Below are 24,383 nucleotides of genomic sequence, written 5' to 3'. Positions count from 1 at the left end.
CCGCGGGGCCCGCGGTCGGCCCGGCGGCGGGGCCGGGGGGCTGCGCGGTGCCGCGCGGGGGAGCGGCGAAGCCGCGGGGCGCCGGCGCGTGGCGGCGGCGCTGCGGCAGGCCGTTGGGGGTGCGCTCGGTGACGATCACCTCGTCGTCCCCGCCGCCTCCGGGGCCGCCCCACGGGCTGGTCGAGCCGTAGGACGGGCCGACGCCGGCCGACGCCGTCCGGGCGCCCCAGGCCGGCGCCGGGCCGGCGGTGCGGGGCGGCTCCGGCGGGAGCGGCCGCGGCCCGGAGACCGCGCCGATGCCGTGCGCCCGGCCGGTCGGGGGAGCGGTGGTGAACATGTCCTGCGGCACGATCAGCACCGCGCGCACGCCGCCGTACGCGGAGCGGCGCAGCGACAGCTGGAAGCCGTACGCCTGGCAGAGCCGGCCGAGGATGGCGAAGCCCAGCCGGGGGGACTCGGTGAGGTCGTCGAAGTCCTTGGAGACCATGCCGTCGCGGATCGCCCGCTCGGCGCGGGTGCGGGCCTCGTCGCTCAGGCCCAGGCCGCCGTCCTCGATCTCGATCGCGATGCCGCTCTGCACCTCGGAGGCGCTCAGGTGCACGTGGGTCTGCGGCGGCGAGTAGCGGGTGGCGTTGTCGAGGATCTCGGCCACGGCGTGGATCAGCGGTTCGACGGCTGGGCCGGTGACCGACAGCTGCGGCACCGGGTGCAGGTCGACCCGCTGGTACTCCAGGATCCGCGACATGCCGCCGCGCAGGACGCTGTACAGGGCGATCGGCCTGGTCCACTGGCGGCCGGGGCGGGCGCCGGAGAGCACGGCGATGGAGTCGGCGAGGCGGCCGGTCAGCGCGTTGCCGTGGTCCAGGCGCAGCAGGTCGTCGAAGACGGCCGGGTCGTTGCCGTGCCGGTCCTCCATCTCCCGCAGGTCCTTGGCCTGGCGGTGGATGATGGCCTGGACCCGGCGGGCGATGTTGACGAAGGCGCGCTCGGCGGAGTCGCGCCGGCTGACCTCGTCGTCGACGGCGATCGCGATGCCGCGGGCGACGGTGCGCAGGTTCTTGCGGAACTTCGGCGAGGCGGCGGTGTCGGTCTGCTCGAAGGGCTTGAGCAGCACGTCCATCGACGAGCCGTAGCGGGCGCCGGCCACCAGGATGTCCAGCCCGGTGGACGCCATCCGCTCGATCTCGCGCTCCTGCCCGGCGAGTTGGCGCTTCAGGTCGTCCACCTGCCGGGTGCTCTGCTCGCGCAGGGCGGTCAGCGCGCGGCCCCGGCGGGCCGACTCGGCGGCCACCACGGCCACCAGGACGGTGCCGGTCGCCCCGCAGCCGACCACCTCGGCCCGGGCCCCGGCGTCCACCACCACGCCGGCCACGGCGGCGGCCGCCGTCATCACGGCGGTGGGCAGCAGCCAGCCGAACAGGGGCGTGGTGCGCCCTCTGTCGGGTGACGATCCAGCTCGATGCATGCGGCGATTCCTCAAACGATCGGAACAGTACGGGGACGGGGCGTCGACCGGCTCCGGAAGCGTGGGCCGCAGCATAGCCAAGTTCCGGACAATCCTGACCGGATCTCAAGAATCCTGCGCGACAACCGACTTGTGGCGAATCGGCCGACATGTCGGGCCACTCGCACACCAGTCGCAGCCGGGGCGGTCGACGCCCCGCCCCAAGGCTTCTCCCCCGGCGCCGCGCGCACCGGCAACCGGCCCCGGATTCGCTCGTGCGAACGGTTTTGGGCCTCATTCCCCGCGCGGGGGACGGCGTTCGTGCTATTGGCGGTCCGGCGGGCCGGAGCGGGACGCCGATGATCACCCGTCCGGGTGAGGCCGCGGGCGTCCGAGGGCGTCCCGCGGGCTGACAATTGTCACGGCGGACCGGTGTGCGAGCACACTGCCCCGGCCACCGGGCCCGCGACCACCATGGATGCCATGACCTCCACCGAACTGCCCGACCCCGACACCTCGGTCGGCCCGTGGCGGCGGTCGGGCGCGGCGACCAGGTCGCCGACGCGGCCCGCGAGCACCGGCCGGACGTCGCCCTGCTGGACGTCGAGATGCCCGGACTGGACGGCCTGGCGGCCGCCGCCGTGCCGGCCCAGGAGGCGCCGTGGTGCCGGGTCGTCATCCTCGCCACCTTCGGCCGGGCCGGCTACCTGCGCCGGGCCATGGAGGCGGGCGCGGTCGGCTTCGTGGTCAAGGACGCCCCGGCCGAGGCGCTCGCCGACGCCATCCGGCGGGTGACGGCGGGGGAGCGGGTGGTGGACCCGGAGCTGGCCGCCGCCACCCTCGCCGCCGGCGCCTCCCCGCTCACCGCCCGCGAACGCGACGTGCTGAACACCTCCCGCTCCGGCGCGGGCGTCGCCGGGATCGCGGCGAAGCTCTACCTGTCCGAGGGCACCGTGCGGAACTACTTCTCCGCCGCCATCGCCAAGACCGGCACCCGCAACCGCACCGAGGCCCTGCGGGGTCGCCGACGAGCGCGGCTGGCTCTGACGATGCCGGCCTCGTAGCAAGCCCTAGGGTGGTGCTCGGCGAGCGAACCACCCAGGGAGGCCGGGCACGTGATCGTCGAACGGATGCGGGTGCACGCCGGGCTGCTGCCCGTGGACGGGCCGGGCGGGCCGGACGACTGGCCCTGGACGGTGCCCTGCGTGCGCGCGCTGCTCGGCCCCGGCATCCGGCTGCCCGCGCCCGTCACCTTCCTGGTCGGCGAGAACGGCTCCGGCAAGTCCACCCTCGTCGAAGGACTGGCCGAGGCCTTCGGGGTCGACGCCTACGGCGGCCGCGCCGGGGCGCGCTACGCCGCCCCGCGCGAACCCGGTGCCGTCGGGCGGTACCTGCACCTCGACTACACCGAGCGCGGGCGGGCCATGGCCGCCGGCCCGCGCTCGCGCCGACGGGGCTTCTTCCTCCGCGCCGAGACCGCGATGCGGATGATGGCGGAGAAGCAGGGGCGCGGGACCTACTGGCAGGAGCGCACCGACCTCATGAGCCACGGCGAGGGCTTCCTCACCGTCTTCGCGGCGATGTTCCGCGAACCGGGCCTCTACCTGCTCGACGAGCCCGAGGCGGCACTCTCCTTCACCTCCACGCTGGCCCTGGTCGGCCTGCTGCACGACCTCGGCCGCACCGGCGCCCAGGTCGTCTGCGCCACCCACTCGCCGCTGCTCGCCGCCACCCCCGGCTCGGCCGTCCTGGAGGTCGGCGAGCACGGGGTGCGCACCGCACGCTGGCAGGACCTCGCGCTCGTCGACCACTGGCGCCGGTTCCTGGAGCGGCCCGAGGCCTACCTGCGCCACCTCGGCTGAGGCACTGTCCGACCGGTCTGCCAGGATCCCGCCCATGGATCTCTCCGCCGCCCTCGCCGGCCTCGACGCCCACCCCTGGGCCACCGTCCACCACGCCTACGGCCCCGCCGAGGACCTGCCCGAGCTGCTGCGCGCCTTCGCCGAGGGCGGCGAGGACGCCGAGGAGGCGCTGGACGAGCTGTACGGCTCGATCGTGCACCAGGGCACCGTGTACGCCGCCAGCGTCGACGCCGCCCCGTACCTGGCCCGGATCGCCGCCGCCGGGCGGCAGACCGTCGACGCCCTGCGGCTGCTCGGCTCGCTCGCCGAGAGCGAGGACGAGTGCGGCGTCGAGCCGGGCGCCGTCCGGGCCGCCGTCGCGGCCCAACTGCCGCTGCTGATACCGCTGCTGGCCGACGAGGACGCCGCCGTTCGGCAGGCGGCCGGCTGGACGGTCGGCCGGACCCGGGACACCGGCACCGCGCTGCCCGCCGTCCGGGCCCGCTGGGCGGTCGAGACCGAGCCCGCCGTCCGGGCCGAACTCCTCACCGCCCACAGCTGGTTGGACCGTACGGGCGCCGCTGCCGAGGCCCGCGCCCGGCTCGGCGCGGACACGCCCGCGCCGGTGCGCCTGGCCGCCGTGTTCGCCGCGCTGGACGCCGAGGAGCCGTGGCTCGCCGCGCACCACGACGCCGTCCTCGGCCTCCTGCCCGCCCGCGAGACGGCCCGCTCCGGCCACGCGCACGAGCACCAGGAGCCGCTGCGCACGATCGTCGGCACCCTGCTGCGGCGCGGCACGGACACCGACCGCGAGAACGCCCTGGCCCTGCTGGACGCCGCCCTGCGCGACGACCGCGACGCGGTGCGGGCCGAGGCGCTGTGGGCGGCCGACCACGCCTGCACCGTCTCCCGCAGCGCCCCGCGCCGGCTGGTCCCCGCGCTCGCCGCGCTCGCCGCCGACCAGACAGCCGCCGGGCTGCTCGGCAAGCTCGGCCCGGCCGCCGCCGAGGCCGCGCCCGTGCTCGCCGAACTCGCCGCGCGGCCGGACGACGAGACGGCCGACCAGGCCCTCGCCGCGCTGCTCACGGTGGCCCCCGAGGTGGCGGCCCCGCTGCTGGCCCGCGCCCTCGGCCGGCGCCCGCGCGCCAGGGGGCGGGCCTCCGACGTGGCCGTCCCGTTCGACCCGGAGCTGTTCGCCGCCGTCCGGGCCCGACTGGCCGCCAAGGCACTGGAGCGTCCCGAGGGGTGCAAGGACTGCGGGTGCTCGACGATCGAGGAGCACAACGACATCGCCGGGCTGGTCCACCTGCTGCGGCGGTGGGGCCCGGCCGCCGTCGAGGCGCTGCCCGAACTGTGCGCGGTCCTGCCCCGGTTCCAGTACGCCGCCACCGCGGTCACCGCCGTCGCCGCCGGGGCCGGGCCGGAGCTGCGCGAGCGGACGGCCGCCGCGCTGCGGGCCGACGCCGGGAAGCTGCCCGTGGCGAAGGCGCTGCACGAGCTGACCGGCGAGACCGGCCCGCTGTTCGCCGCCGCCGAGGCGGAGCTCGCCACCGGTTCGCGCGACGCCGCCGAGGCCGCTCGCGCCCTCGCCGAACTCGGCTCGGCGGCCGCAAGCCTCACCCCGGTCCTGCGGACGGCGCTCGGCCGCCGCATCGAGCGGGACACCACGCCGGAGGTGGACACCGACCTCGCGCTGGCGCTCGCCCTGTGGCGGATCACCGGGGAGGCGGCCGAGGTCGTCCCGGTGCTGGACTCGGTGTTCGACCGTTGCGGCGGCCGGCAGTGGTTCCGCTGGACGGCCTCCCGCGCCGCCCGCGGCGTCGCCCTGCTCGGCCCGGCCGGGCGCCCGCTGACCGCCCGGCTCGAAGCCCTGCTCGACGACCCGGACCAGGCACCCCCGGCGGTCCTCGGGCTGCTCGCCGTCGCCGACCCGGCCGGCCTCGACCGCGCCCGGCTCGCCGAGGCGGCGCTGCGCTCGGCCGAGACCCGGGCCGACCTCAAGGGCGCCGCCGAGGCGCTGCGGGCGCTCGGCGCCGCCGCCCTGACGCCGAAGCAGCGCGGCCGGCTGGCCGAACTCGCCACCGGGGACCGCCGCCTGGTGGTCTCCGGGTCCGACAGCACGATGATCCGGGAGGACGAGGAGCTGCGCGCCGCGCTGGCGGCCGTCCTCGACTGAGGCGTGCGAAGGCGCCGGAGCCCGAGCGGGGTCCGGCGCCTTCGACGGCTTCCGGACGCCTCAGCCCACGCGCAGGACGAGCTTGCCGGTGTTCTCCCCGCGGAACAGCATCCCGAGGGCCGCCGGGAAGTCGTCCACGCCGCCGTCGACCACGTGCTCCTTGACCTTGATCAGCCCCTCGCCGATCCAGCCGGCGAGCTCCCGGGTGGCCTCGGGGTAGCGGCGCGCGAAGTCGAAGACGATGAAGCCCTCCATCCGGGCCCGGCGCACCAGCAGCGACAGGTAGTTGGACGGGCCCTGCACGGCGGTCTCGTTGTTGTACTGGCTGATCGCGCCGCACACCACGACCCGGGCGCGCATCGCCAGCCTGGTCAGCGCGGCGTCCAGGATCTCGCCGCCGACGTTGTCGAAGTACACGTCGATGCCGCCCGGGGCATGCGCGTGCAGCGCCTTGCGGACGTCCTCGGCGCGGTAGTCGATCGCCGCGTCGAAGCCCAGCTCCTCGGTGAGCAGCGCGCACTTCTCCGGCCCGCCCGCGATGCCGACGACCCGGCAGCCCTTCAGCTTGGCGATCTGCCCGACCACGGTGCCGACCGCCCCGGCGGCGCCGGAGACGACCACGGTGTCGCCCTCCTTCAGCGCGCCGACCTCCAGCAGCCCGAAGTAGGCCGTCAGCCCGGGCATGCCGAGCGCGCCGAGGTAGGTGGAGGGAGCGGCCAGCGCCGGGTCGACCCGGATCACGCCGCGCCCGTCCGACACCGCGTACTCCTGCACCCCGAAGCCGCCGGACACGAGCTCGCCGACCTGGAACTCGGGGTGGTTGGACGCGACGACCTCGACCACCGAGCCGGCCCGCATCACCTCGCCGATCGCGACCGGCGGCAGGTACGAGGGCCGGTCGTCGAGCCAGCCGCGCATCGCCGGGTCCAGCGACAGGTAGCGGGTGCGGCCCAGGAACTCCCCGTCCCCGGGCACCGGGACGGGCTCGGTGACGTGCGCCCAGTCCTCGGGCCGCACCTCCCCGACCGGCCGGCGGGCGAGGCGGATCTGGCGGTTGACGGCGGTCATGGCGTCTCCTGACGGTGGTCGCACGGCGGGCCCACGGGCCCACGGCCCTGAGCCGGACGCCGCCGATTCTAAGCAAGCGCTCAGTCATCTGACCAGCCGCTCATATGCGTGGTCGGTTCCCCGCCCGCTCCCGTGCCCAGGCGACGAACTCGTCCACCACCGGGTAGTGCGTCTCCACCTCCGCCAACAGCCCCTCCAGCTCCGCCGGCGAGGCGTCGTCGACCCGCAGCAGCACCCGCGCCCAGCCCGGCGGGCGGCGACTGCTGAACGCGAACCCCGGGTGCTCCAACTCCGCCTCCAGCGCCCGGCGGTCCAGCAGCCGCCGCATCGCCGGGACGGTCTCCGTCCGCAGCAGCTCCACCAGCTCCTCGCCCGTGTGGTGGAGGTGCACCGGGCCGCCGTACGCCCACATCGCCTCGCACGCGGCCTCGCCCGGCGCCCAGGCGACGTGCTCGGGAGGAGGCACCCGCCAGTCGATCAGCGCGCCCGCGCCGCTCGGCAGCGGGGGCCGCTCCGCGGCCCGGTACGTCCACGCCCAGGCCGTCGCGGGCACCACGGCCACCCGCACCTCGAACACCGTCCGCGCGGGATCGACCCGGAACTCCTGGAACTCCAGGACCGCGCAGTCCCCGTTCGCCGCCGTCAGCCGGAACGTCAGGCCCTTGCGGGTCAGCCCCTCCGCCGCCGTGCACGGCTCCACGTACCGCCGGAGCCAGGCCGAGAGCGTGATCATCCGTACTCCTTCCACAGATCGCCGCCATCATGGCGTGACCCACTGACAACCCCGCCCCCGGCCAGGGCTGTCCGACCGTGTTCCCGGCGAAGTACCCTGCGGGGAAAGGAGCGTGGACCGGCGTGCGGACCAGGGGGAGGACGCGTGTCCAGTGAGGTGTTCCGGTTTCCCGGGCTGCGGGCGCACGACCCGGACGGCCTCGGCGGCTTCCGACTGGTCGCGCGGCTCGGCGAGGGCGGCATGGGGCAGGTGTTCCTCGCCCTCTCGCCCGGCGGTCAGCCGGCCGCCGTCAAGGTGATCCGGGACGAGTTCGCCCGGGACGAGGAGTTCGGGCACCGCTTCGCCCGCGAGGTCGCCGCCGCGCAGCGCGTCCGCGGCGCCCACCTCGCACCGCTGCTGGATGCCGACCCCCGGGCCGAACGACCCTGGCTGGCCACGGCTTACGTCGCCGGTCCCTCGCTGCGCGACCTGGTGGTCGACCACGGCGCACTGCCGCCCGGGCAGGTGCTGCTGCTCGCCTGGGGCATCGCCCACGCGCTCGCCGACATCCACGCCGCCCGGGTCGTGCACCGCGACCTCAAGCCCGGCAACATCCTGCTGGACGAGAGCGGCCCGAAGGTCATCGACTTCGGCATCGTCAAGTCCCTGGCCCAGTCGGTCACCTACCGCAGCCGGTCGACCCGGGTCGGCACCCCGCTGTACATGTCCCCCGAGCAGGCCATGGGACGGACCGTCGGCGAGGCCTCCGACGTCTTCGCGCTCGGCTCCACGCTCTACTACCTCGCCACCGGCCGGGAGGCCTTCGGCGCCGACAACGAGTGGGCCGTCGCCCACCGCATCGTCGCGGACGAACCGGACCTCGGCGCGCTCGCCGACCCGCTCGGCCCGCTGATCGCGACCTGCCTGCGCAAGGACCCGGCGCAGCGGCCCAGCGCGGCGGTGGTGCGGGAGTGGTGCGAGGAGGCGCTCGGCGACGCGCTCGGGCCGGGCGCGTGGATGGGCATCACCGGCGCGCGGGCGGCGATCCGGGCGCGCACGGGGGCGCTGCACGCCCTCGCGACGGAGGGCGGCGGCAGGGGCGCCGCGCCCGGTCCCGTTGGGGGGAGCGAGGACGAGACCGTCCGGGGGAGCGAGGACGAGACCGTCCGCAGGGTGTCGAGGACGAGACGCGCGCCCGAGCCACCCCCGGTCGGCGGCCTCGACGACACGCCGCCGGTCGTGCCGGACCGGCCTGACCGGACCCGGGCCCGGGCCGCCGTCATCATCGTGGCGGAGGCCCTGGCAGCGGCCGGGGCGCTCGCCCGGGCGACCCAGCTGCCGATCGCGGAGGAGTTCTGGAAGTCCAAGGCCACCGGCACCGAGGTGGCGCGGATGAGGTACCAGGTCGACTTCGGCCACCTGTGGGATTCGGTGCCGACCGGGGTGCCGGACGTCAACTCGGACTGGGTGCTGACCCCGGTCGCCGTCGTCGGCACGGCGGCCGTGTGCGTCCTCGCGGCGCTGTCCGCGCTGTCGCTGGCGAAGGGCGCGGCCCCACGCGCCATGGGAGCGGCGGCGGCCGGGATCGGTTGCCTGTGGCTCCTGCTCGCCGGGATCGTCGGGGGGTTCGTCCTCCTGATGACCTTCGGCATGGAGCAGACCGACGACAATCCGGCCTACAAGGTCCGCGAAGTCCTGCTCGCCGGCGGCTGGTTCCTGGCGACGGCGAACGCCCTGGCGGCGGACGCGCTCCGCCGGGCCGTGACGCACAGGCCGAGGCCCCCGGCCGGGGCCGGCCGGGCAGCGTCCTGGGCGGGGCGGTGGGCGAGCGGACGGTGAACTCCGCCCGCCCGCCCGCCGCGGTCAGCGACGCGGAGGGCCCGTGTCCTCGGGCCCGGCGGCCGGTTCGACCAGTTCGACCAGGATGCCGCCGGTGTCCTTGGGGAACAGGAAGTTGACCCGCGAGCCCGCGGTGCCGCGCCGGGGGGTGTTGTACAGCAGCCGGACGCCCCGGTCGCGCAGCGCCTCGCAGGCCGCCTCGACGTCGTCGACGGTGTAGGCGACCTGCTGCAGGCCCGGGCCGGACCGGTCGAGGAAGCGCGCGATGGCCGAGCCCGGGGACAGCGGGGCGAGCAGCTGCACGCAGCCGCCGGAGGCGTCGGGGCCGACCGCCATCATCGCCTCGCGCACGCCCTGCTCGGCGTTCTCCTCCACGTTGAGGCAGCGCATGCCGAACACCCGCTGGTAGAACGCGATCGCCTCGTCGAGGTCGGCGACGGCGACCCCGACGTGGTCGATCCGCCGCAGGCCGATGCCCTCCGCCAAGGGGGCCCGGGGGTCGGCCGGTCCGCTGCTGCTGGTCTCAGTCATCGCAAGTCCCTTGTCCGGTGGGGTGGTCGGCCGCGCGGAGCCGGTGCTTCAGCTCCGTGACGCCGAGGTCGGGTTCGGTCGTGATCAGGTCGATCAGCGGTGCCCACTGGCGCATCACCACGGCCATGACCTCGGCGTCGAAGCGCTCCGGGGAGAACAGCCACATGCCGCGCAGCGTGCCGCCGTCCTCCCGCATGATCAGCGTCAGGTCCACGGTGGCCGGATCCATGGTGATGATCACCTCGGAGAAGACGTAGTCGTCGCCGAGGTCGTCCAGCGCCAGCGGCGCGGCCTCCAGGCCGGGCAGGTCGAAGGTCGGGATCGCCGCGTTGAGCAGGTTGAAGGAGACGGCGAACGGGTCGCGGCCGTCCGCGCCGGCCTCCGGCAGCGCCCACACCGGGACGTCCTGGTGGGCGTAGGCGCCGAGGGTCCGCTCCCGGACCTGGCCGACCAGGTCGCGGAAGCTCGGGTCGCCCGTCAGGTCGCTGCGCACCAGCAGGTGGTTGACGAAGAAGCCCAGCATCGGCTCGCTCTCGGGCCGTCCGCGCCCGGCCACCGGGAAGGCCACCGTGATGTCCTCGCTGCCGCTGTAGGCGGACAGCATCAGGTGGAACGCGGCCATCAGCACCATGAACAGCGTCGCGTTCTGCTGCTGGGCGATCCCGCCGAGCGCCTCGGTGGCCGCCGGGGTCAGCGTGAAGCCGTGGGTGGGGCCGACCGCCGCGCCGATCCGCTGGTGCTCGGGCAGGTCGACGCCCAGCCGGGCCGGGCGCCCGGCCAACTGCCCGCGCCAGTAGGCCGCCTGGCTCTCCAGCGCACCGGAGGCCAGCTGCCGCTGCTGCCAGGCCGCGTAGTCCGGGTACTGCACCTCCAGCTCCGCCAGCCGCGGCGCGCGCCCGGTCACCGCGGCCGTGTACAGCTCGCACAGCTCGCGCAGCAGCACCCCGTACGACCAGTTGTCGGTGACCAGGTGGTGCATCACCCACACCAGGACGGTCTCCTCCGGCGCGAGCCTGACCAGCGTGCCGCGCACCAGCGGCTCCGCCGCCAGGTCGAAGGCGCGCCGCTGCTCGCTCGCCAGCAGGCCGCGCAGCTCGCGCTGCCGGCTCTCCTCGTCGCGCTCGCGCAGGTCGAGCACGTCCATCGGCCAGGTGCCGTCCGGGTGCACGAGCTGCGCCCAACCGGACGGCCCGTGCACCACGTTGGTGCGCAGCGCCTCGTGCCGCCGCACGATCCCGTCCAGGCTGCCGCACAGGGCCGCCTCGTCGAGCGCGCCCCTGAGGACCACGGCGGTGAGCACGTTGTGGTACGGATCCCCGGCGGGGACGCGGTGGTGGCGGCACATCCAGTCCTGGGCGAAGGACAGCGGGACGCCGCCGGCGCGCTCGACCGGCTCGATGGTGTCCGTCGGCGCGTCCGCCGCGAGGCGTCCGGAGAGCCAGGCGGCCATCGCGGCGACGGTCGGGCGGTCGAACAGCTCCCGGATCGGCACCTTGACCCCGTGCTGCGCCGACAGCAGCGAGACCAGCTGGGTGGCCATCAGGGAGTGGCCGCCGAGCTCGAAGAAGTTGCCGTGGACCCCGACCCGCGCCACCCCGAGCACCTCGGCGAAGGCCGCGCACAGCGACTCCTCCAGCGGGGTGCGCGGCGCGGCGCCGACCGCGGCGGCGGCGAAGTCGGGGGCCGGCAGGGCGCGGCGGTCCAGCTTGCCGTTGGCCGTCAGCGGCAGGGCGTCCAGCGCCAGCACCGCCGCCGGGACCATGTACTGCGGCAGCCGCTCGGCGAGGAACTCCCGGACGGCGGCGGGATCGAGCGGCGCGCCCTCGGCGGGCACCGCGTAGCCCACCAGGCGCTTGTCCCCGGGGCGGTCCTCGCGCACCGTGACCACGGCCCGGGCGATGCCGGGGTGGGCCCGCAACGCGCCCTCGACCTCGGCGAGTTCGATGCGGAAGCCGCGGAGCTTCACCTGGCCGTCGGCCCGGTCCAGGAACTCGATGCTCCCTCCGGCGTTCCACCGCACCACGTCCCCGGTGCGGTACATCCGCGCGCCGGCCGCCTGGAAGGGGTCGGCGACGAAGCGCTGCGCGGTCAGGTCGGGCCGTCCGAGGTAGCCGCGGGCGAGGCCGTCGCCCGCGACGTACAGCTCGCCGGGCACGCCCGGCGGCACCGGCCGCAGCGCCTCGTCGAGCACGTAGACCCGGGTGTTGTCCATCGGCCCGCCGATCGGCACCGTGCCGGCGGCCGGCTCCCAGCCCGGGTGGCAGGTGGCGAAGGTGGTGCTCTCGGTGGGTCCGTAGACGTGGACCAGCCGCGTGCCCGGGGACAGCCGGCGGATGCGGGCGAACGCCTCCGGCGAGACGGCCTCGCCGCCGGTCCACACCTCGCGCAGCCGACCGAGCGCCGTGGGGCGCCGGTCGGCGAGCAGGTTGAACAGGGCGGTGGTGAAGAAGGCCGCGGTGACGCCGTGTTCGGCGATCACGGCCTCGATCGTGGCGGGGTCCAGGTCGCCGGGCGGGGCGGCCACGATCCGGCCGCCGGTCAGCAGCGGCACCCACAGCTCGTAGGTGGAGGCGTCGAAGGCCAGCGGGGAGTGCAGCAGCACCCGGGCGTGGGCGCCGCCCGGCCAGCGGCCGTCGTGCGCGAAGCTCGCCACGTTGCGGTGGGTGACGGCGACGCCCTTGGGCGTGCCGGTGGAGCCGGAGGTGTACATCACGTAGGCGAGCTGGTCGGGGTGGATCTCCACCCGGGGCGGGCCGGGGTCCGCCTGCGCGCCGAGCGGTTCGCCGTCCGCCGCGATGTCGTCCACCGTGACGACGTCCACGCCCTCGCCCGCGGGGTGGGGCCCCGCGGCCCGGTCGACCAGCAGCAGCCGGGCGCCCGTCCGGGACAGGATCAGTTCCATCCGGGACACCGGCGAGCGGCTGTCCAGCGGCACGTAGCTGCCCCCGGCCTTGGTGACGGCCAGGACCGCGACCACGTGGTGCACGGACCGCTGCAGCAGCACGGCCACCGCGCTCTGCGGGCCGACGCCCAGCGCCACCAGCCGGTGGGCCAGGCGGTTGGCCGCGGCCTCCAGCTGCGCGTAGGTCAGCCGCTCGGGCCCGCAGACCACCGCCACCTCGTGCGGCGTGCGCGCGGCCTGCGCCTCGAACAGCCGGGGCAGCGCGGCGTGCGGCACCTCGTGCGCGGTGTCGTTCACCTCCTCGACGAGCAGGCGGTGCTCCTCGGCGGTGAGCAGGTCGACGGCCTCGAAGGGCAGCTCGGGGGTCTCGACCGCGGCGCGCAGGAGCCGCTCCAGGCGCGCCAGGACGGCCTCGACGGTGCCGGCGTCGAAGACCTCGGTGTTGTACTCGACGCTGCCGTCGATGCCGGCCGCCTCGCCGCGCCGGCCGGGCCGGCGCTCGGTCAGCGTGAAGGCCAGGTCCATCCGGGCCGTGCCGGTGGCGGTCGGCAGTGTCCGCGCGGAGAGGCCGGGCAGCTCCAGGCCCGCTTCGGGGGTGTTCTGCCAGGCGAGGACGGTCTGGAACAGCGGGTGGTGGGCGAGCGAGCGGGTGGGGTTGATCGCGTCGACCAGGCACTCGAAGGGGATGTCCTGGTGGGCGTAGGCCTCCAGGCTGGTCTCGCGGACCCGGCGGATCAGTTCGCGCATGCCGGGCCGCCCGGAGGTGTCCACCCGCAGCACCAGGGTGTTGACGAAGAAGCCGACGAGCTCCTCGGCCGCCCGGTCGGTGCGTCCCGCGACGGCGGCGCCGACCGGGATGTCGTGGCCCGCGCCGAGCCGGCTCAGCAGCGCGGACAGCGCGGCGTGCACCACCATGAACACGCTGGCCCCGCAGTCGCGGGCCAACCGCGCCAGCCGGTCGTGGAGTTCCGCGTCCCAGCCGAACTCCACCCGGGCGCCCAGGTAGCCGAAGCGCGGCGGATGCGGGCGGTCGGTGGGCAGCGCGATGCGCTCCGGCAGGCCGTCCAGCGCCCGCCGCCAGTGGGCGAGCTGGCCCGCCCACCGGCTCTGCTCGTCCGCCGGGTCGCCGAGCAGGTCGCGCTGCCAGAGCGCGTAGTCGGCGTACTGCACCGGCAGCGGCGCCCAGTCGGGGGCGCGGCCGGCGGCGCGGGCCCGGTAGGCGAGGGCCAGGTCCCGGCCGAGTGGGGCCAGCGACCACTCGTCGGCGGCGATGTGGTGCACCACCAGCACCAGCACGTGGTCCTGCGGGCCGAGGGCGAGCAGCCTGGCGTGCGTGGGCGCCTCGACGGCCAGGTCGAACGCGTGGCGCACCGCCTCGTCCAGGGCCTGCGCCAGCTCGGCCTCGGTGACCCGGACGACCGGCAGCTCGGGCCGCGCCCGCTCGGGGTCCAGCACCTGCTGGAACGGCACTCCGGCGGTGTCCGAGAACACCGTGCGCAGCACCTCGTGGCGGGCCACCACGTCGGCGAGCGCCGCGCGCATGGCGTCGACGTCCAGCGGGCCGGACAGCCGCAGCGCCACCGGGATGTTGTAGGTGGCCGAAGGGCCCTCCAGGCCGTGCAGGAACCACAGGCGCTGCTGGGCGAACGACAGCGGCAGCCGGTCGGGCCGCGCGACGGGGCGCAGCGCCGGCCGGGCGGCGTCGCCCGCCGCGAGCAGACCGGCCAGCCCCGCCGGGGTGGGGTGGTGGAACAGCGTGCGCACCTGCAGTTCGGTGCCGAACGCCTCCCGGATGCGCGCGATCAGCCGGGTGGCCAGCAGGGAGTGGCCGCCGAGGTCGAAGAAGTCGTCCTCGACGCCGACCTCGGTCACCTGGAGGACCTGCGCGAACAGCTCGCACAAGGTCCGCTCCTGCGCGGTGCGCGGGGCGACGTACGGCGCCCGCAGCGCCGCGCGGCCGCCTTCGGGCGCGGGCAGCGCGCGGCGGTCGATCTTGCCGTTGGGCGTCAGCGGCAGCGCGTCGAGGAGGACGAACGCGGACGGGACCATGTAGGCGGGCAGGCGCTCGCGCAGCGCGGCGCGCAGGTGGGCCTCATGCTCGTGCCCGTCCCGCTCGGCCGCCGGCTCGTCCCCGCACAGGTAGGCCACCAGCCGCTGGTCGCCCGGCGTGTCCTCGCGGACCACCACGACCGCCTGCCGCACCCGCGGCAGACCGGCGAGGACGGACTCGATCTCGCCGAGCTCGATCCGGAACCCGCGCAGCTTGACCTGGTGGTCCAGGCGGCCGAGGAACTCGACGGCCCCGTCCGGCCGGCGGCGCACCAGGTCGCCGGTGCGGTACAGCCGTTCGCCCGCGTTACCGGGGAACGGGTGCGGGACGAACTTCTGCGCGGTCAGGTCGGGGCGGCCGAGGTAGCCGCGGGCCAGTCCGTCGCCGCCGATGCACAGTTCGCCGGGCACCCCGAGGGGCACCGGCGCGCCGGCGGCGTCCAGGACGTGCAGCTCGGTGTTGGCGATCGGCTCGCCGAGGGTGACCGGGCCGTCGCCGACGAGGGCCACCGACGACCAGATGGTGGTCTCGGTGGGGCCGTACATGTTCCACACCGGCATGCCGCCGGCCCGCAGGCGCCCGGCCAGTTCGGCCGGCAGGGCCTCGCCGCCGGCCAGCGCCCGCAGCCCCGGGCGGGGCGTCCAGCCGGCGTCCAGCAGCATTCGCCAGGTGGCGGGCGTCGCCTGCAGGACGGTGGCGCCGCAGCTGTCCAGGGCGTGCGCCAGGCGCCCGCCGTCGGCGGTGACCTCGCGCTCGGCCAGTACCACCCGCGCGCCGGTGACCAGCGGCAGCAGGATCTCCAGCCCGGAGATGTCGAAGGAGAACGTGGTGACCGCGAGCAGCGTGTCCTCGGCCGTCAGGCCCGGCCGCTCCCGCATCGCGTGCAGGAAGGTGTCCAGCGCCCGGTGCGGGATCTGCACGCCCTTGGGGCGCCCGGTCGAGCCGGAGGTGTAGATGACGTAGGCGAGGTCGTCCGGGTCGACGGGCCCGTCGAGCGGTTCGGCGCGGGCCGCGTCGAGTTCGTCGCGGAGTCCGTCGTGCGGCTCGTCGCGGAGTTCGTCGCGCAGCGCGTCCACGCAGACCACGGTGGCCCCGCCCACCGCCAGGTCCTGGCCGAGGTCCGCCAGCACCCGGCGCTGGGTCAGCAGCACCGGCAGCCCGGAGTCCTCGATCATGAACGCGAGGCGCTCGGGCGGGAAGCCCGGGTCCAGCGGCACGTAGGCCCCGCCGGCCTTGAGCACCGCGAGCAGCGCCACCACCAGCTCGGTGGAGCGTTCCAGGCAGAGGCCGACCAGCGTCCCCCGACCGACCCCGAGCTCCTTGAGGCGGTGGGCCAAGCGGTTCGAGCGGACGTCGAGTTCGCGGTAGTCGAGGGTGCCGTCGGCCGCCTGGACGGCCGGCGCCCCGGGCGTTCGCCGGGCCTGCTCCTCGAACCGGCGGTGGGCCGCGAACGGACCCGGCCACGTGCGGCGGGGCCGCTGCCCCGCCGTCCACAGCCGGTCCTGCTCCGCCGCCGAGAGCATCGGCACCTGCGTGATCGGGCGGTCGGGGTCGGCGACCAGGTTCTCCACCAGCCGCGCCAGGTGCCGCGACATCCGCCGCACGGTGGCCGCGTCGAACAGGTCGCTGTTGTACTCGAACAGGCCGGCCATGCCGCCCGGCCGGTCGAAGACCTCCAGGGTCAGGTCGAAGCGCGAGGTGGCGCTCTCCACCTCGACCGGCTCCATCCGCAGCCCGAGCCCCTCGAACTCGGGCACGGGGATGTTCTGGAAGATGAACGACACCTGGAAGACCGGCGAGCGCGACAGGTCGCGCCGCGGGTGCAGCTCCTCCACCAGCCGCTCGAAGGACAGCTCCTGGTGGGCGAAGCCGTCCAGGCACACCTGGCGGACCCGGCCCAGCAGCTCCCGGAAACCCGGCGCGCCCGACAGGTCGGTGCGCAGCGCCAGCATGTTGACGAACAGGCCGATCAGCGGATCCAGTTCGCGCCGCGTGCGGTTGGCGACCGGCACGCCGACGACCAGGTCCTCCTCGCGGCAGTAGCGGTGCAGCAGGACCAGGAAGGCGGCGAGCATCGCCATGAACGCGGTGGCGCCCTCGCGCCGGCCGAGCTCGCGCAGCGCCGTACTGGCCGCTTCGGACAGCTCGAAGGAGCAGGAACCGCCCGCCGTGCCCTGCACCGCGGGGCGCGGGCGGTCGGTGGGCAGCTCCAGCGCCTCGGGCGCGCCGCTGAGCGCTCGCTTCCAGTACTCCAGGTGGGCGCGCTGGCTCTCGTCCTCGGCGCGCCGGCGCTGCCAGGCCGCGTAGTCCGCGTACTGGATCGGCAGCGCCGGCAGCGCCGCCTCGCTCCCCGAGGTGAACGCCGCGTAGAGGGCTACCAGTTCGCCGAAGGCGACGGAGGTGGACCACAGGTCGCCCGCGATGTGGTGCATGGTGAGCAGCAGGACGTGCTCGTCCTCGGCCAGCCGCAGGAACCGCACCCGCAGCAGCGGGCCGGTGCGCAGGTCGAAGGGGCGGCCGAACTCCTCGCGGGCCAGCTCCCGGATCCCCGCCTCGCCCCGCGGCCCGCGCAGGTGGCCGCACTCGACGACGGTGAACTCCACCTCGCCCGCCTCGTGGACGATCTGCACGGGCTCGCCGTCGACCTCCTCGAAGGTGGTGCGCAGGATCTCGTGCCGCCGTGCGATCTCCTGCACGCTGCGCCGCCACGCCGCGAGGTCCAGCGCGCCGTGCAGGCGCATCGCGCCGGGGATGTTGTAGGCCGCGTTGCCGGGGGTCAACTGTTCGAGGAACCAGAGGCGTTGCTGCGAGAGCGAGGTGGCGAAGCGGCGCCGCGCCGGTTTGCGCCGGCCGAGCCGGGCCGCCAGCAGTGCGCGCTTCTCGGCCGCCGTGAGCCTGCTCAGGTCGCTCGGGCCGTTCAGGTCGCTCGGGCCGCTCAGGGCGCTCAGGTCGATGTCGTTCATGCCGGGTCCCCCTCGCCCTCGCCGTCCGCGGCGAGCAGGGCGCGCAGCTGGGCTTCCACCTCGTCGTCGGTCAGTTCGTCGAGCAGGTCCGCGGGCTCGTCGCGGTCCAGCGCCCGGATGCCCTCGTCGTCGGACCGGTCGCCGCCGGCCGCCAGCAGGGCGACGGTGTTGGCCACCGTGGGGCCCTCGAAGAAGTCCCGCAGGTCGAGCTCGGTGCCGAACCTGCCGCGGATCTTCGTGCCGATCTGCACGGCGGCCAGCGAGTGGCCGCCGAGGGCGAAGAAGTCGTCGTGCACGCCGACCCGGTCGACGCCCAGCACCTCCTGCCACACGGCGGCGACGGCCTGCTCCTGCTCGGTCGCGGGCGCCACGTAGGGCGTGCTCAGGTCGGGGCGCGGGTGGGTGGCGCCGAGCGGTGCCAGGCCGTCGAGCTCCCGGGCCAGCAGGGCGGGGGTGAGCGACCGGGCGAGGCGGCGCATCGCGGCCAGGTCCCGGGCGCACACCGCGAGTTGGCCGGGCAGCGCGTCGGCGCCCAGGATCCGGGCGAACGCGGCCACGGCCTCCTGCTCGGTCATGCCCTCGCCGAGCCGGGCCAGCGCGCCGCCGGACGGCCCGGGCGCGGGCCGGGGCGGCGCCGCGGCCCGGTCGATCTGGGCCAGCAGGCCGTCGACGTCGTTGATGCGCTTGATGGTGAAGTCGGTGATCTCGACCAGCAGGCGGCCCTCGGGGTCGAGGATCCTGGTGTCGCAGGTGAGGGTCTCGCCAGCGCCGTCCTGGGTCTTCTTCAGTTCGACCGTGCAGTGCACGGTGCGGGTCAGGCGGCCGTGGACGCGCAGGCTGCGGTAGGTGAACGGCAGGTAGAACACGTCCTCGGCGTGGATCCGGGCGGAGGCGCCGGCCACGTCCAGCAGGGCCGGGTGCAGGGCGTAGTCGTCCAGGTCCGCGGCGAAGCCCTCGTCGAGTTCCAGGGTGACCAGCAGCCGCCCCTGCCCGGCCTCGATCCGGCGCAGGCACTGCCAGCGCGGGCCGAACGCGAACTCCAGCCGACCGCCCTGCTCCACCTGGTCGAGCTTGAAGCGGCGCTTGATCTCCTCCGGCGTCTCGATGACCTCGGTGGCCCGGCAGTCGCGCAGTACCTGGGCCAGGTCGTGCACGGTCGGCGAGGCGTCGCGCTCGTGCAGCGCGACGGTGCCGACCGCGTGCTCCAGCCAGGCGTCCCCCACACGGCTGCGCACCGAGAACCGGCCCCGGCCGTCGCGCAGTTCGACGGTGGTGTGGAGCTGCCGGGTCTGCCCGTCCGGCACGATGACGGGCAGCGGGAACAGCACGTCCTGCAGTTCGACGACGCGCCCGCCGGCCTGGCGGGCCACCGCGGCGTTGACCAGTTCGAGATAGGTGGTGCCGGGCACCAGGCCGTTGCCCATCATGCGGTGGTCGTCGAGGATCCAGTGCTCGGTGCCGAGGGTGGTGAGGTAGGTCCACGACCCCTCCTCGGCGCGCACCAGGCGCAGCAGCGGGTGGCCGGTCGGCTCGCCATCGGCGGCGCCCTGGCCGCCGAGCCGCGCCGCCAGTCCGGCGGCCATGCCCACCCCGCGCCAGGTGTCCCAGGCGACGGCCGTCACCGGCGCGCCCGACTGCCGCTTGGCCTGGGCGTACGCGTCGAGGAAGGCGTTGGCCGCGCCGTAGTCGCTCTGGCCGGGCCCGCCCAGCAGCGAGGTCAGCGAGGAGCAGAGCAGGACGAAGTCCGGCTCGTCACCACCGAGCACCTGGCCGAGCACGTGGTCGAGCGCCAGCGTGCCGAGGGTCTTGGCCGCCAGCACCTCGTCCACGTCCTGGCGGGACTTGCCCGCGATCATGCCGCGCGAGGGCACCCCGGCGGCGTGCACCACGCCGTGGATCGCGCCGTACCTGGTCCGCAACTCCTCGACCGCTCGGGTCAGTTGCGCCACATCGGTGACATCGGCCGACAGCACGAGCGGTTCGGCGCCCAGCTCGCGCAGCCGGGTCAGCCGGCGGATCCGCCCGCTGGTGGCGTCCTGCTCCCCGTGCGTCTCCAGCCACCGGGCCCAGTCGGCCTCGGCGGGCAGCTCCGACCGGCTCAGCAGGGCCAGCACCGGGCCCTTGGCGGTGCGGGCGAGGTGTTCGGCGAGTGCCAGGCCGACGCCGCCGAGGCCGCCGGTGATCAGGTAGACGCCCCCGTCGCGCACCCGCGCCGGCGTCTGGACGGTCGGCGGTGCGGACGGCTCCAGCGGGACTGGGTCGAACGCGCGGACCCACCAGTGCCGGCCGCGCAACGCCAACTCCGGCTCATCGACGGCTCGTTCGAGGAGGGAGTGGATGTCGTCCAGCGTGCGCTCGGCGGGGTACTCCGGGTCCACGCCGGACAGGTCGAGGCTGCGGCAGGTGGCGTCCGCGAGCTCCTGCGGGAGCACGGTCGTCAGGCCGAGCAGCAGCGCGTTCTCCGGCCGCAGCTCCTCCTCACCGGTCACGCTGTGCACGCCCTGGCACAGCACGTCGACGGCGACCGGGACGTCCGGGACGTCCGGGCGGGCATCGCCGATGCCCTGGGCCAGGGCCAGCAGGCTGTCGAAGCCGCGCCGTCTCGCCTCGGCCAGCCGCCGCTCGTCGAGCGGGCCGGTGCTGCCGTCACCGCCGTCACCGCCGAGGCTCCACAGGTGCAGCACGTGGACGGCCGTCGGCCGGTCGGCCGCGAGGGACCGCAGCAACTCGGCGTGGTGCTCGCGCCGCAGGGGGTCGAGGGCCCGGTCGTCCGGGCCGTGGGCCTGCGCCTGCGGGCCGGCGACGACCCGCACCACCCTGGCGCCGCCGTCCGTCAGACGCTGTGCGAGGGCTCGGCCGAGGCCCAGCTCCGCACCGAGGAGCACCCACACGCGCTCCGGGGCGGGCGCCGTCGCGGCGGCGAACGGCGGCAGGCGCCGCCAGCCGGGGGTGTAGCACAGGGCGTCGGCGGACTCGGCCCGCACGGCGGCGGGCTCCTCTCGCTCCGGGCGGGGGTCCGGTTCGATCCAGTAGCGGTGGCGTTCGAAGGCGTAGCCGGGCAGCCGCAGCAGACGACGCTCCTCGCCCTCGAACAGGCGCGACCAGTCGACGGCCACTCCCGCGCTCCACAGCCGGCCGAGGCTCTCCAGCAGGAACGCGCGGTCGTCCCGCCGCTCGTTCGGGTGCCGCAGCGAGGCCAGCGCGGTGCGCGAGGCGTCCCAGGCCGCGTGTTCGCGGGCGAAGGTGGTCAGGGCGTGGCCGGGGCCCACTTCGAGCAGCACCGCGGCCGGGTCGGCGAGCAGTTCGTCCAGCGCCGCGCCGAAGCGCACCGGCTCGCGCAGGTGCCGGCCCCAGTACTCGGGGCTGGCCGCCTGCTCGTCGGTGATCCAGGTGCCGGTCACGTTCGAGCAGAAGGGGATCGTCGGCGGGTTGAGGGTGGCCGTGCGGACCTCCGCCACGAAGGGCGCGACCGCCGCCGCCATGCTCGGCGAGTGGAAGGCGTGCGAGGTGTGCAGCCTGCGGCAGCCGGTGCCCGCGGCCTTCAGCCGCCGCTCCAGCTCCTCGATCGCCTCGACGCCGCCGGAGACCACGCTCAGCGCCGTGGAGTTGACCGCGGCCACGGACAGCCCGCCGGTGAGCAGGGCGGCGGTCTCGGCCTCGGGGAGGAAGACCGCGAGCATCGCGCCGGCCGGCATCGACTGCACGAGGCGCCCGCGCGCCGCGACCAGGCGCACCGCGTCCGGGAGCGAGAACACGCCCGCCAGGCAGGCCGCGACGTACTCGCCGATGCTGTGCCCGGCCATCGCGCGCGGCTCCACGCCCCGGGCGCGCCACAGCCGCGCCAGCGCGTACTCGACGGCGAACAGCACCGGCTGGGTGTGCGCGGTACGCTCCAGCCGCTCGGCGGCGCCCCGCTCCGCACCGGGCGGCGGGAACAGCACGGCCCGCAGGTCCTCGCCGAGGTGCGGTGCGAACAGCTCGGCGCAGCGGTCGAGTTCGGCCGCGTACAGCGGCTCGTGCCGGTACAGGTCGCGGGCCATGCCGACGTACTGGGCGCCCTGGCCGGGGAAGAGGAAGACCACCGGCGGCCGGTGCCCGGCGGTGGCGGCGGCGGTCGGTGCGGCGATGCGGCGCAGCGCCGCGACGGCGCCCGCGCGGTCCTCGGCGACCACGGTGGCCCGGTGCTCGAAGGCCCGGCGGCGCAGTGCCAGGGTGAACGCCGTGTCGCCGAGGCCGTCCTGCGGGTGGCGTTCGAGGTGGTCGGCCAGCCGCCTGGCGTTCTCCACCAGCGCCGGGGCGGACTTCGCGGACAGCGCCAGCAGCCGCACGGGCCGGTCGGGGCCGCCCGGCTCGGCGGGCGGCCCCTCCTGGAGCACGACGTGCGCGTTGGTGCCGCCGATGCCGAAGGAGCTGACGCCCGCGCGGCGCGGCCGCCGCTGTCGGGGCCAGGGGCGCAGCTCGGTGTTGACGAAGAACGGGCTGCTCTCCAGGGCGAGCGCGGGGTTCGGTCTGCGGTGGTGCAGGGTGGCCGGGATCGCCTCGTGTCGGAGCGCGAGGACGGCCTTGATCAGCGCGGTGACGCCGGCGGCGGCGTCCAGGTGGCCGACGTTGCTCTTGACCGAGCCGATCGCGCAGTACCCGGTCTCCTCGGTGTGCTCGCGGAAGGCGCGGGTCAGGGCGGCGATCTCGATCGGGTCGCCGAGCACGGTGCCGGTGCCGTGGGTCTCGACGTAGCCGATGTCGGACGCGTCGACCTCGGCCACCGCGAGCGCCTCGGCGATCACCTCGGCCTGGCCGTCGACGCCGGGGGCGGAGTAACCCGCTTTGTGGGAGCCGTCGTTGTTGACGGCGCTGCCGAGGATGACCGCGTCCACCAGGTCGCCCCGCTCGCGGGCGTCGGCCAGCCGGCGCAGCACCACGACGCCGACCCCGTTGCCGGCCACGGTGCCGCCGGCCTCGGCGTCGAAGGCGCGGCAGTGCCCGTCCGGCGAGAGGATGCCGCCGGGCTCGTACAGGTAGCCGTTCTGCAGCGGGACGCTGACCGACACCCCGCCGGCCAGCGCGATGTCGCACTCGCCGTTCAGCAGGCTCTGGCAGGCCAGGTGCACGGCGGTCAGCGAGGTGGAGCAGGCGCTCTGGACGGTGATCGCGGCGCCGGTCAGGCCGAGCTTGTAGGCGGCGCGGGTGGCCAGGAAGTCCTTGTCGGAGGCGAGTTGGACCTGGTAGCCGCCGGCCGACTCGACGGTGCCCGGGCTGGCCATGACGTTGAACAGCAGGTAGGAGTTGAGGCTGGAGCCGGCGAACACCCCGATCCGGCCGCGGAAGGTCTGCGGGTCGCAGCCGGCCGACTCCAGCGCCTGCCAGGCGCATTCCAGGAACACCCGGTGCTGCGGGTCGAGCAGTTCGGCCTCGCGCGGGCTGTAGCCGAAGAACGCGGCGTCGAAGCGGTCGGCGTCGGCCAGCACGCCCTTGGCCCGGACGTAGTCGGGGTGGCCGAGCAGCCGCGGGTCGGCGCCCGAGGCGAGCAGTTCGTCCTCGGTGAGCGCCGAGATGCCCTCGCGCCCCTCGACCAGGTTCTGCCACAGCGTCTCGACGTCGCCGGCGCCGGGGAAGCGCCCGGCCATGCCGACGACCGCGATCCGGTGGTGGTCCTCGGATATCTCCGACACTTCGGTCATCTGCCCTTCCGCGAGTGGGTGCGCCGGGCGGCGGCTCGCTGACGTTGGTCCTGCGTCTGACGGCGGGCCTCGGCCCGTTCCCGCGCGGCGGTCGAGGGCGCGGGGGCCCCGGCCGCGGCCGCCCCGGGCGCGGCGGTCCCGGGCCGGTTGAGGAAGGCGGCGAGGGAGGCGACCGTCGGGTACTGGAAGAGCTCCACCATCGACACCTCCTGCCGCATGGTCTCGGCGAGTTCGGCCCGCAGCCGGGCCAGCAGCAGCGAGTGCCCGCCGAGGTCGAAGAAGCTGTCCTGGACGCCGACCCGCTCGACGCCCAGCAGCCGGCACCACAGCGCGGCGATCGACCGCTCCAGCTCGTCGCGCGGCTCGGCGAACGCGCTGCGCAGCTCGGGCCGGTCCGCGCCGGGCGCGGGCAGGGCCGCGCGGTCGACCTTGCCGTTGACGGTCAGCGGGAGCGCCGGCAGCACCGTGAAGTGCGACGGCACCATGTACTCGGGCAGCCGCCGGCGCAGGAACTCGGCCAGCCGGCCGGCGGGCGGCACGTCCTCGCCGGTCAGGTAGGCCACCAGCCGGACGTCGTCCGGGCCGTGCTCGTGGGCGAGCACCAGCGCCTCGCGCACCCGCTCGTGGGCGGTCAGCGCCGCCTCGATCTCGCCGGGTTCGACCCGCAGACCGCGCAGCTTGACCTGGTGGTCCAGCCGCCCGAGGTACTCCAGCGCACCGTCCTCGCGGCGCCGCGCCAGGTCCCCGGTGCGGTACAGCCGGGCGCCCCCGCCCGGCGCGAACGGGTCCTCGACGAACCGCTCGGCGGTGAGCTCGGGCCGGTTGAGGTAGCCGCGCGCCAGGTTGCGCCCGCCGAGGTGGAGTTCACCGGGCACCCCGGGCGGCACGGGCCGCAGGTGGCGGTCGAGCACGTGCACCCGGGTGTTGGCGATCGGCAGCCCGATCGGCAGCGGCCGCGGGTCCTCGTCCCGGCGGCAGGTCCAGGCGGTGACGTCGATCGCGGCCTCGGTCGGGCCGTACAGGTTGTGCAACCGCGCGCCGCTGCGGTCGAGGAAGGCCTGGGCCAGCCGCCGCGGCAGCGCCTCGCCGCTGCACACCACGTGCCGCAGCGAGGTGCACTCCTCGACGTCCGGCTCCCGCAGGAGGACCTGCAGCATCGAGGGGACGAAGTGCACGGCG

10 protein-coding genes and 1 pseudogene (1 of these 11 cut by a window edge) are annotated in these 24,383 nt (G+C 75.6%); 4 read left to right on the top strand and 7 right to left on the bottom strand.

Going from position 1 to position 24,383, the window contains the following annotated elements; translation table 11 throughout:
• Nucleotides 1-1,465: ATP-binding protein (locus tag VM95_RS28160; RefSeq protein WP_045701858.1), on the bottom strand; the 1,465-nt coding region annotated here is incomplete at its 3' end.
• Between the two features lie 506 nt (nucleotides 1,466-1,971).
• Here VM95_RS28160 and VM95_RS28155 point away from each other — a divergent pair.
• The 3 genes and pseudogenes from VM95_RS28155 to VM95_RS28145 form a co-directional block, all read left to right on the top strand.
• Nucleotides 1,972-2,491: pseudogene (locus VM95_RS28155) on the top strand (response regulator transcription factor); the annotation flags it as partial.
• 68 nt (nucleotides 2,492-2,559) lie between these two features.
• A complete protein-coding gene (locus tag VM95_RS28150) occupies nucleotides 2,560-3,306 on the top strand; it encodes an AAA family ATPase (RefSeq protein WP_078860655.1) in 747 nt (248 codons plus the stop codon).
• A 34-nt stretch (nucleotides 3,307-3,340) separates the two neighbouring features.
• The gene (locus VM95_RS28145) at nucleotides 3,341-5,461 is read left to right on the top strand and encodes a HEAT repeat domain-containing protein (protein ID WP_045701847.1); all 2,121 of its coding nucleotides are present in this window, start codon (nucleotides 3,341-3,343) and stop codon (nucleotides 5,459-5,461) included.
• 60 nt (nucleotides 5,462-5,521) lie between these two features.
• Here VM95_RS28145 and VM95_RS28140 read toward each other — a convergent pair whose 3' ends face one another.
• Together VM95_RS28140 and VM95_RS28135 are read right to left on the bottom strand one after the other, a co-directional pair.
• Nucleotides 5,522-6,529 carry an NADP-dependent oxidoreductase gene (locus tag VM95_RS28140; protein WP_107073119.1) on the bottom strand — a complete coding sequence of 336 codons (1,008 nt, stop codon included), beginning with the start codon at nucleotides 6,527-6,529 and terminating at the stop codon, nucleotides 5,522-5,524.
• A gap of 100 nt (nucleotides 6,530-6,629) precedes the next feature.
• Nucleotides 6,630-7,262 (bottom strand): hypothetical protein, encoded by a 633-nt coding sequence (locus VM95_RS28135; RefSeq protein WP_045701845.1) that lies wholly within the window; start codon nucleotides 7,260-7,262, stop codon nucleotides 6,630-6,632.
• Nucleotides 7,263-7,406: 144 nt separating this feature from the next.
• Here VM95_RS28135 and VM95_RS39200 point away from each other — a divergent pair, with 144 nt between their 5' ends.
• On the top strand, nucleotides 7,407-9,080 hold the full coding sequence (locus tag VM95_RS39200; protein ID WP_052707626.1) for a serine/threonine-protein kinase: 1,674 nt from the start codon (nucleotides 7,407-7,409) through the stop codon (nucleotides 9,078-9,080).
• Between the two features lie 24 nt (nucleotides 9,081-9,104).
• On the opposite strand, the gene mce is transcribed toward VM95_RS39200, so the two are convergent.
• The 4 genes in view from mce to VM95_RS28110 are tightly spaced (each overlapping or abutting the next) and all read right to left on the bottom strand, a layout consistent with a single transcriptional unit that may run on beyond the window.
• Nucleotides 9,105-9,611, bottom strand: coding sequence for a methylmalonyl-CoA epimerase (gene mce, locus VM95_RS28125; RefSeq protein WP_045701843.1), 507 nt, complete (start codon nucleotides 9,609-9,611; stop codon nucleotides 9,105-9,107).
• Nucleotides 9,604-17,526, bottom strand: coding sequence for an amino acid adenylation domain-containing protein (locus VM95_RS28120; protein WP_045701841.1), 7,923 nt, complete (start codon nucleotides 17,524-17,526; stop codon nucleotides 9,604-9,606). Before VM95_RS28120 ends, mce begins: the two co-directional genes overlap by 8 nt.
• Nucleotides 17,523-23,204, bottom strand: coding sequence for a type I polyketide synthase (locus tag VM95_RS28115; RefSeq protein WP_045701838.1), 5,682 nt, complete (start codon nucleotides 23,202-23,204; stop codon nucleotides 17,523-17,525). Before VM95_RS28115 ends, VM95_RS28120 begins: the two co-directional genes overlap by 4 nt.
• Nucleotides 23,201-24,383: the 3' end of a non-ribosomal peptide synthetase gene (locus tag VM95_RS28110; RefSeq protein ID WP_045701836.1), read on the bottom strand. Its footprint extends 2,174 nt past the window's final position; only the last 1,183 of its 3,357 coding nucleotides appear in the window; its start codon lies off the right edge, out of view — the gene reads right to left on this strand; its stop codon occupies nucleotides 23,201-23,203. Before VM95_RS28110 ends, VM95_RS28115 begins: the two co-directional genes overlap by 4 nt.

It is taken from the genome of Streptomyces rubellomurinus (assembly GCF_000961885.1).
Lineage (GTDB): Bacteria > Actinomycetota > Actinomycetes > Streptomycetales > Streptomycetaceae > Kitasatospora > Kitasatospora rubellomurina.
This window is presented reverse-complemented; position numbering and strand designations above follow the sequence as displayed.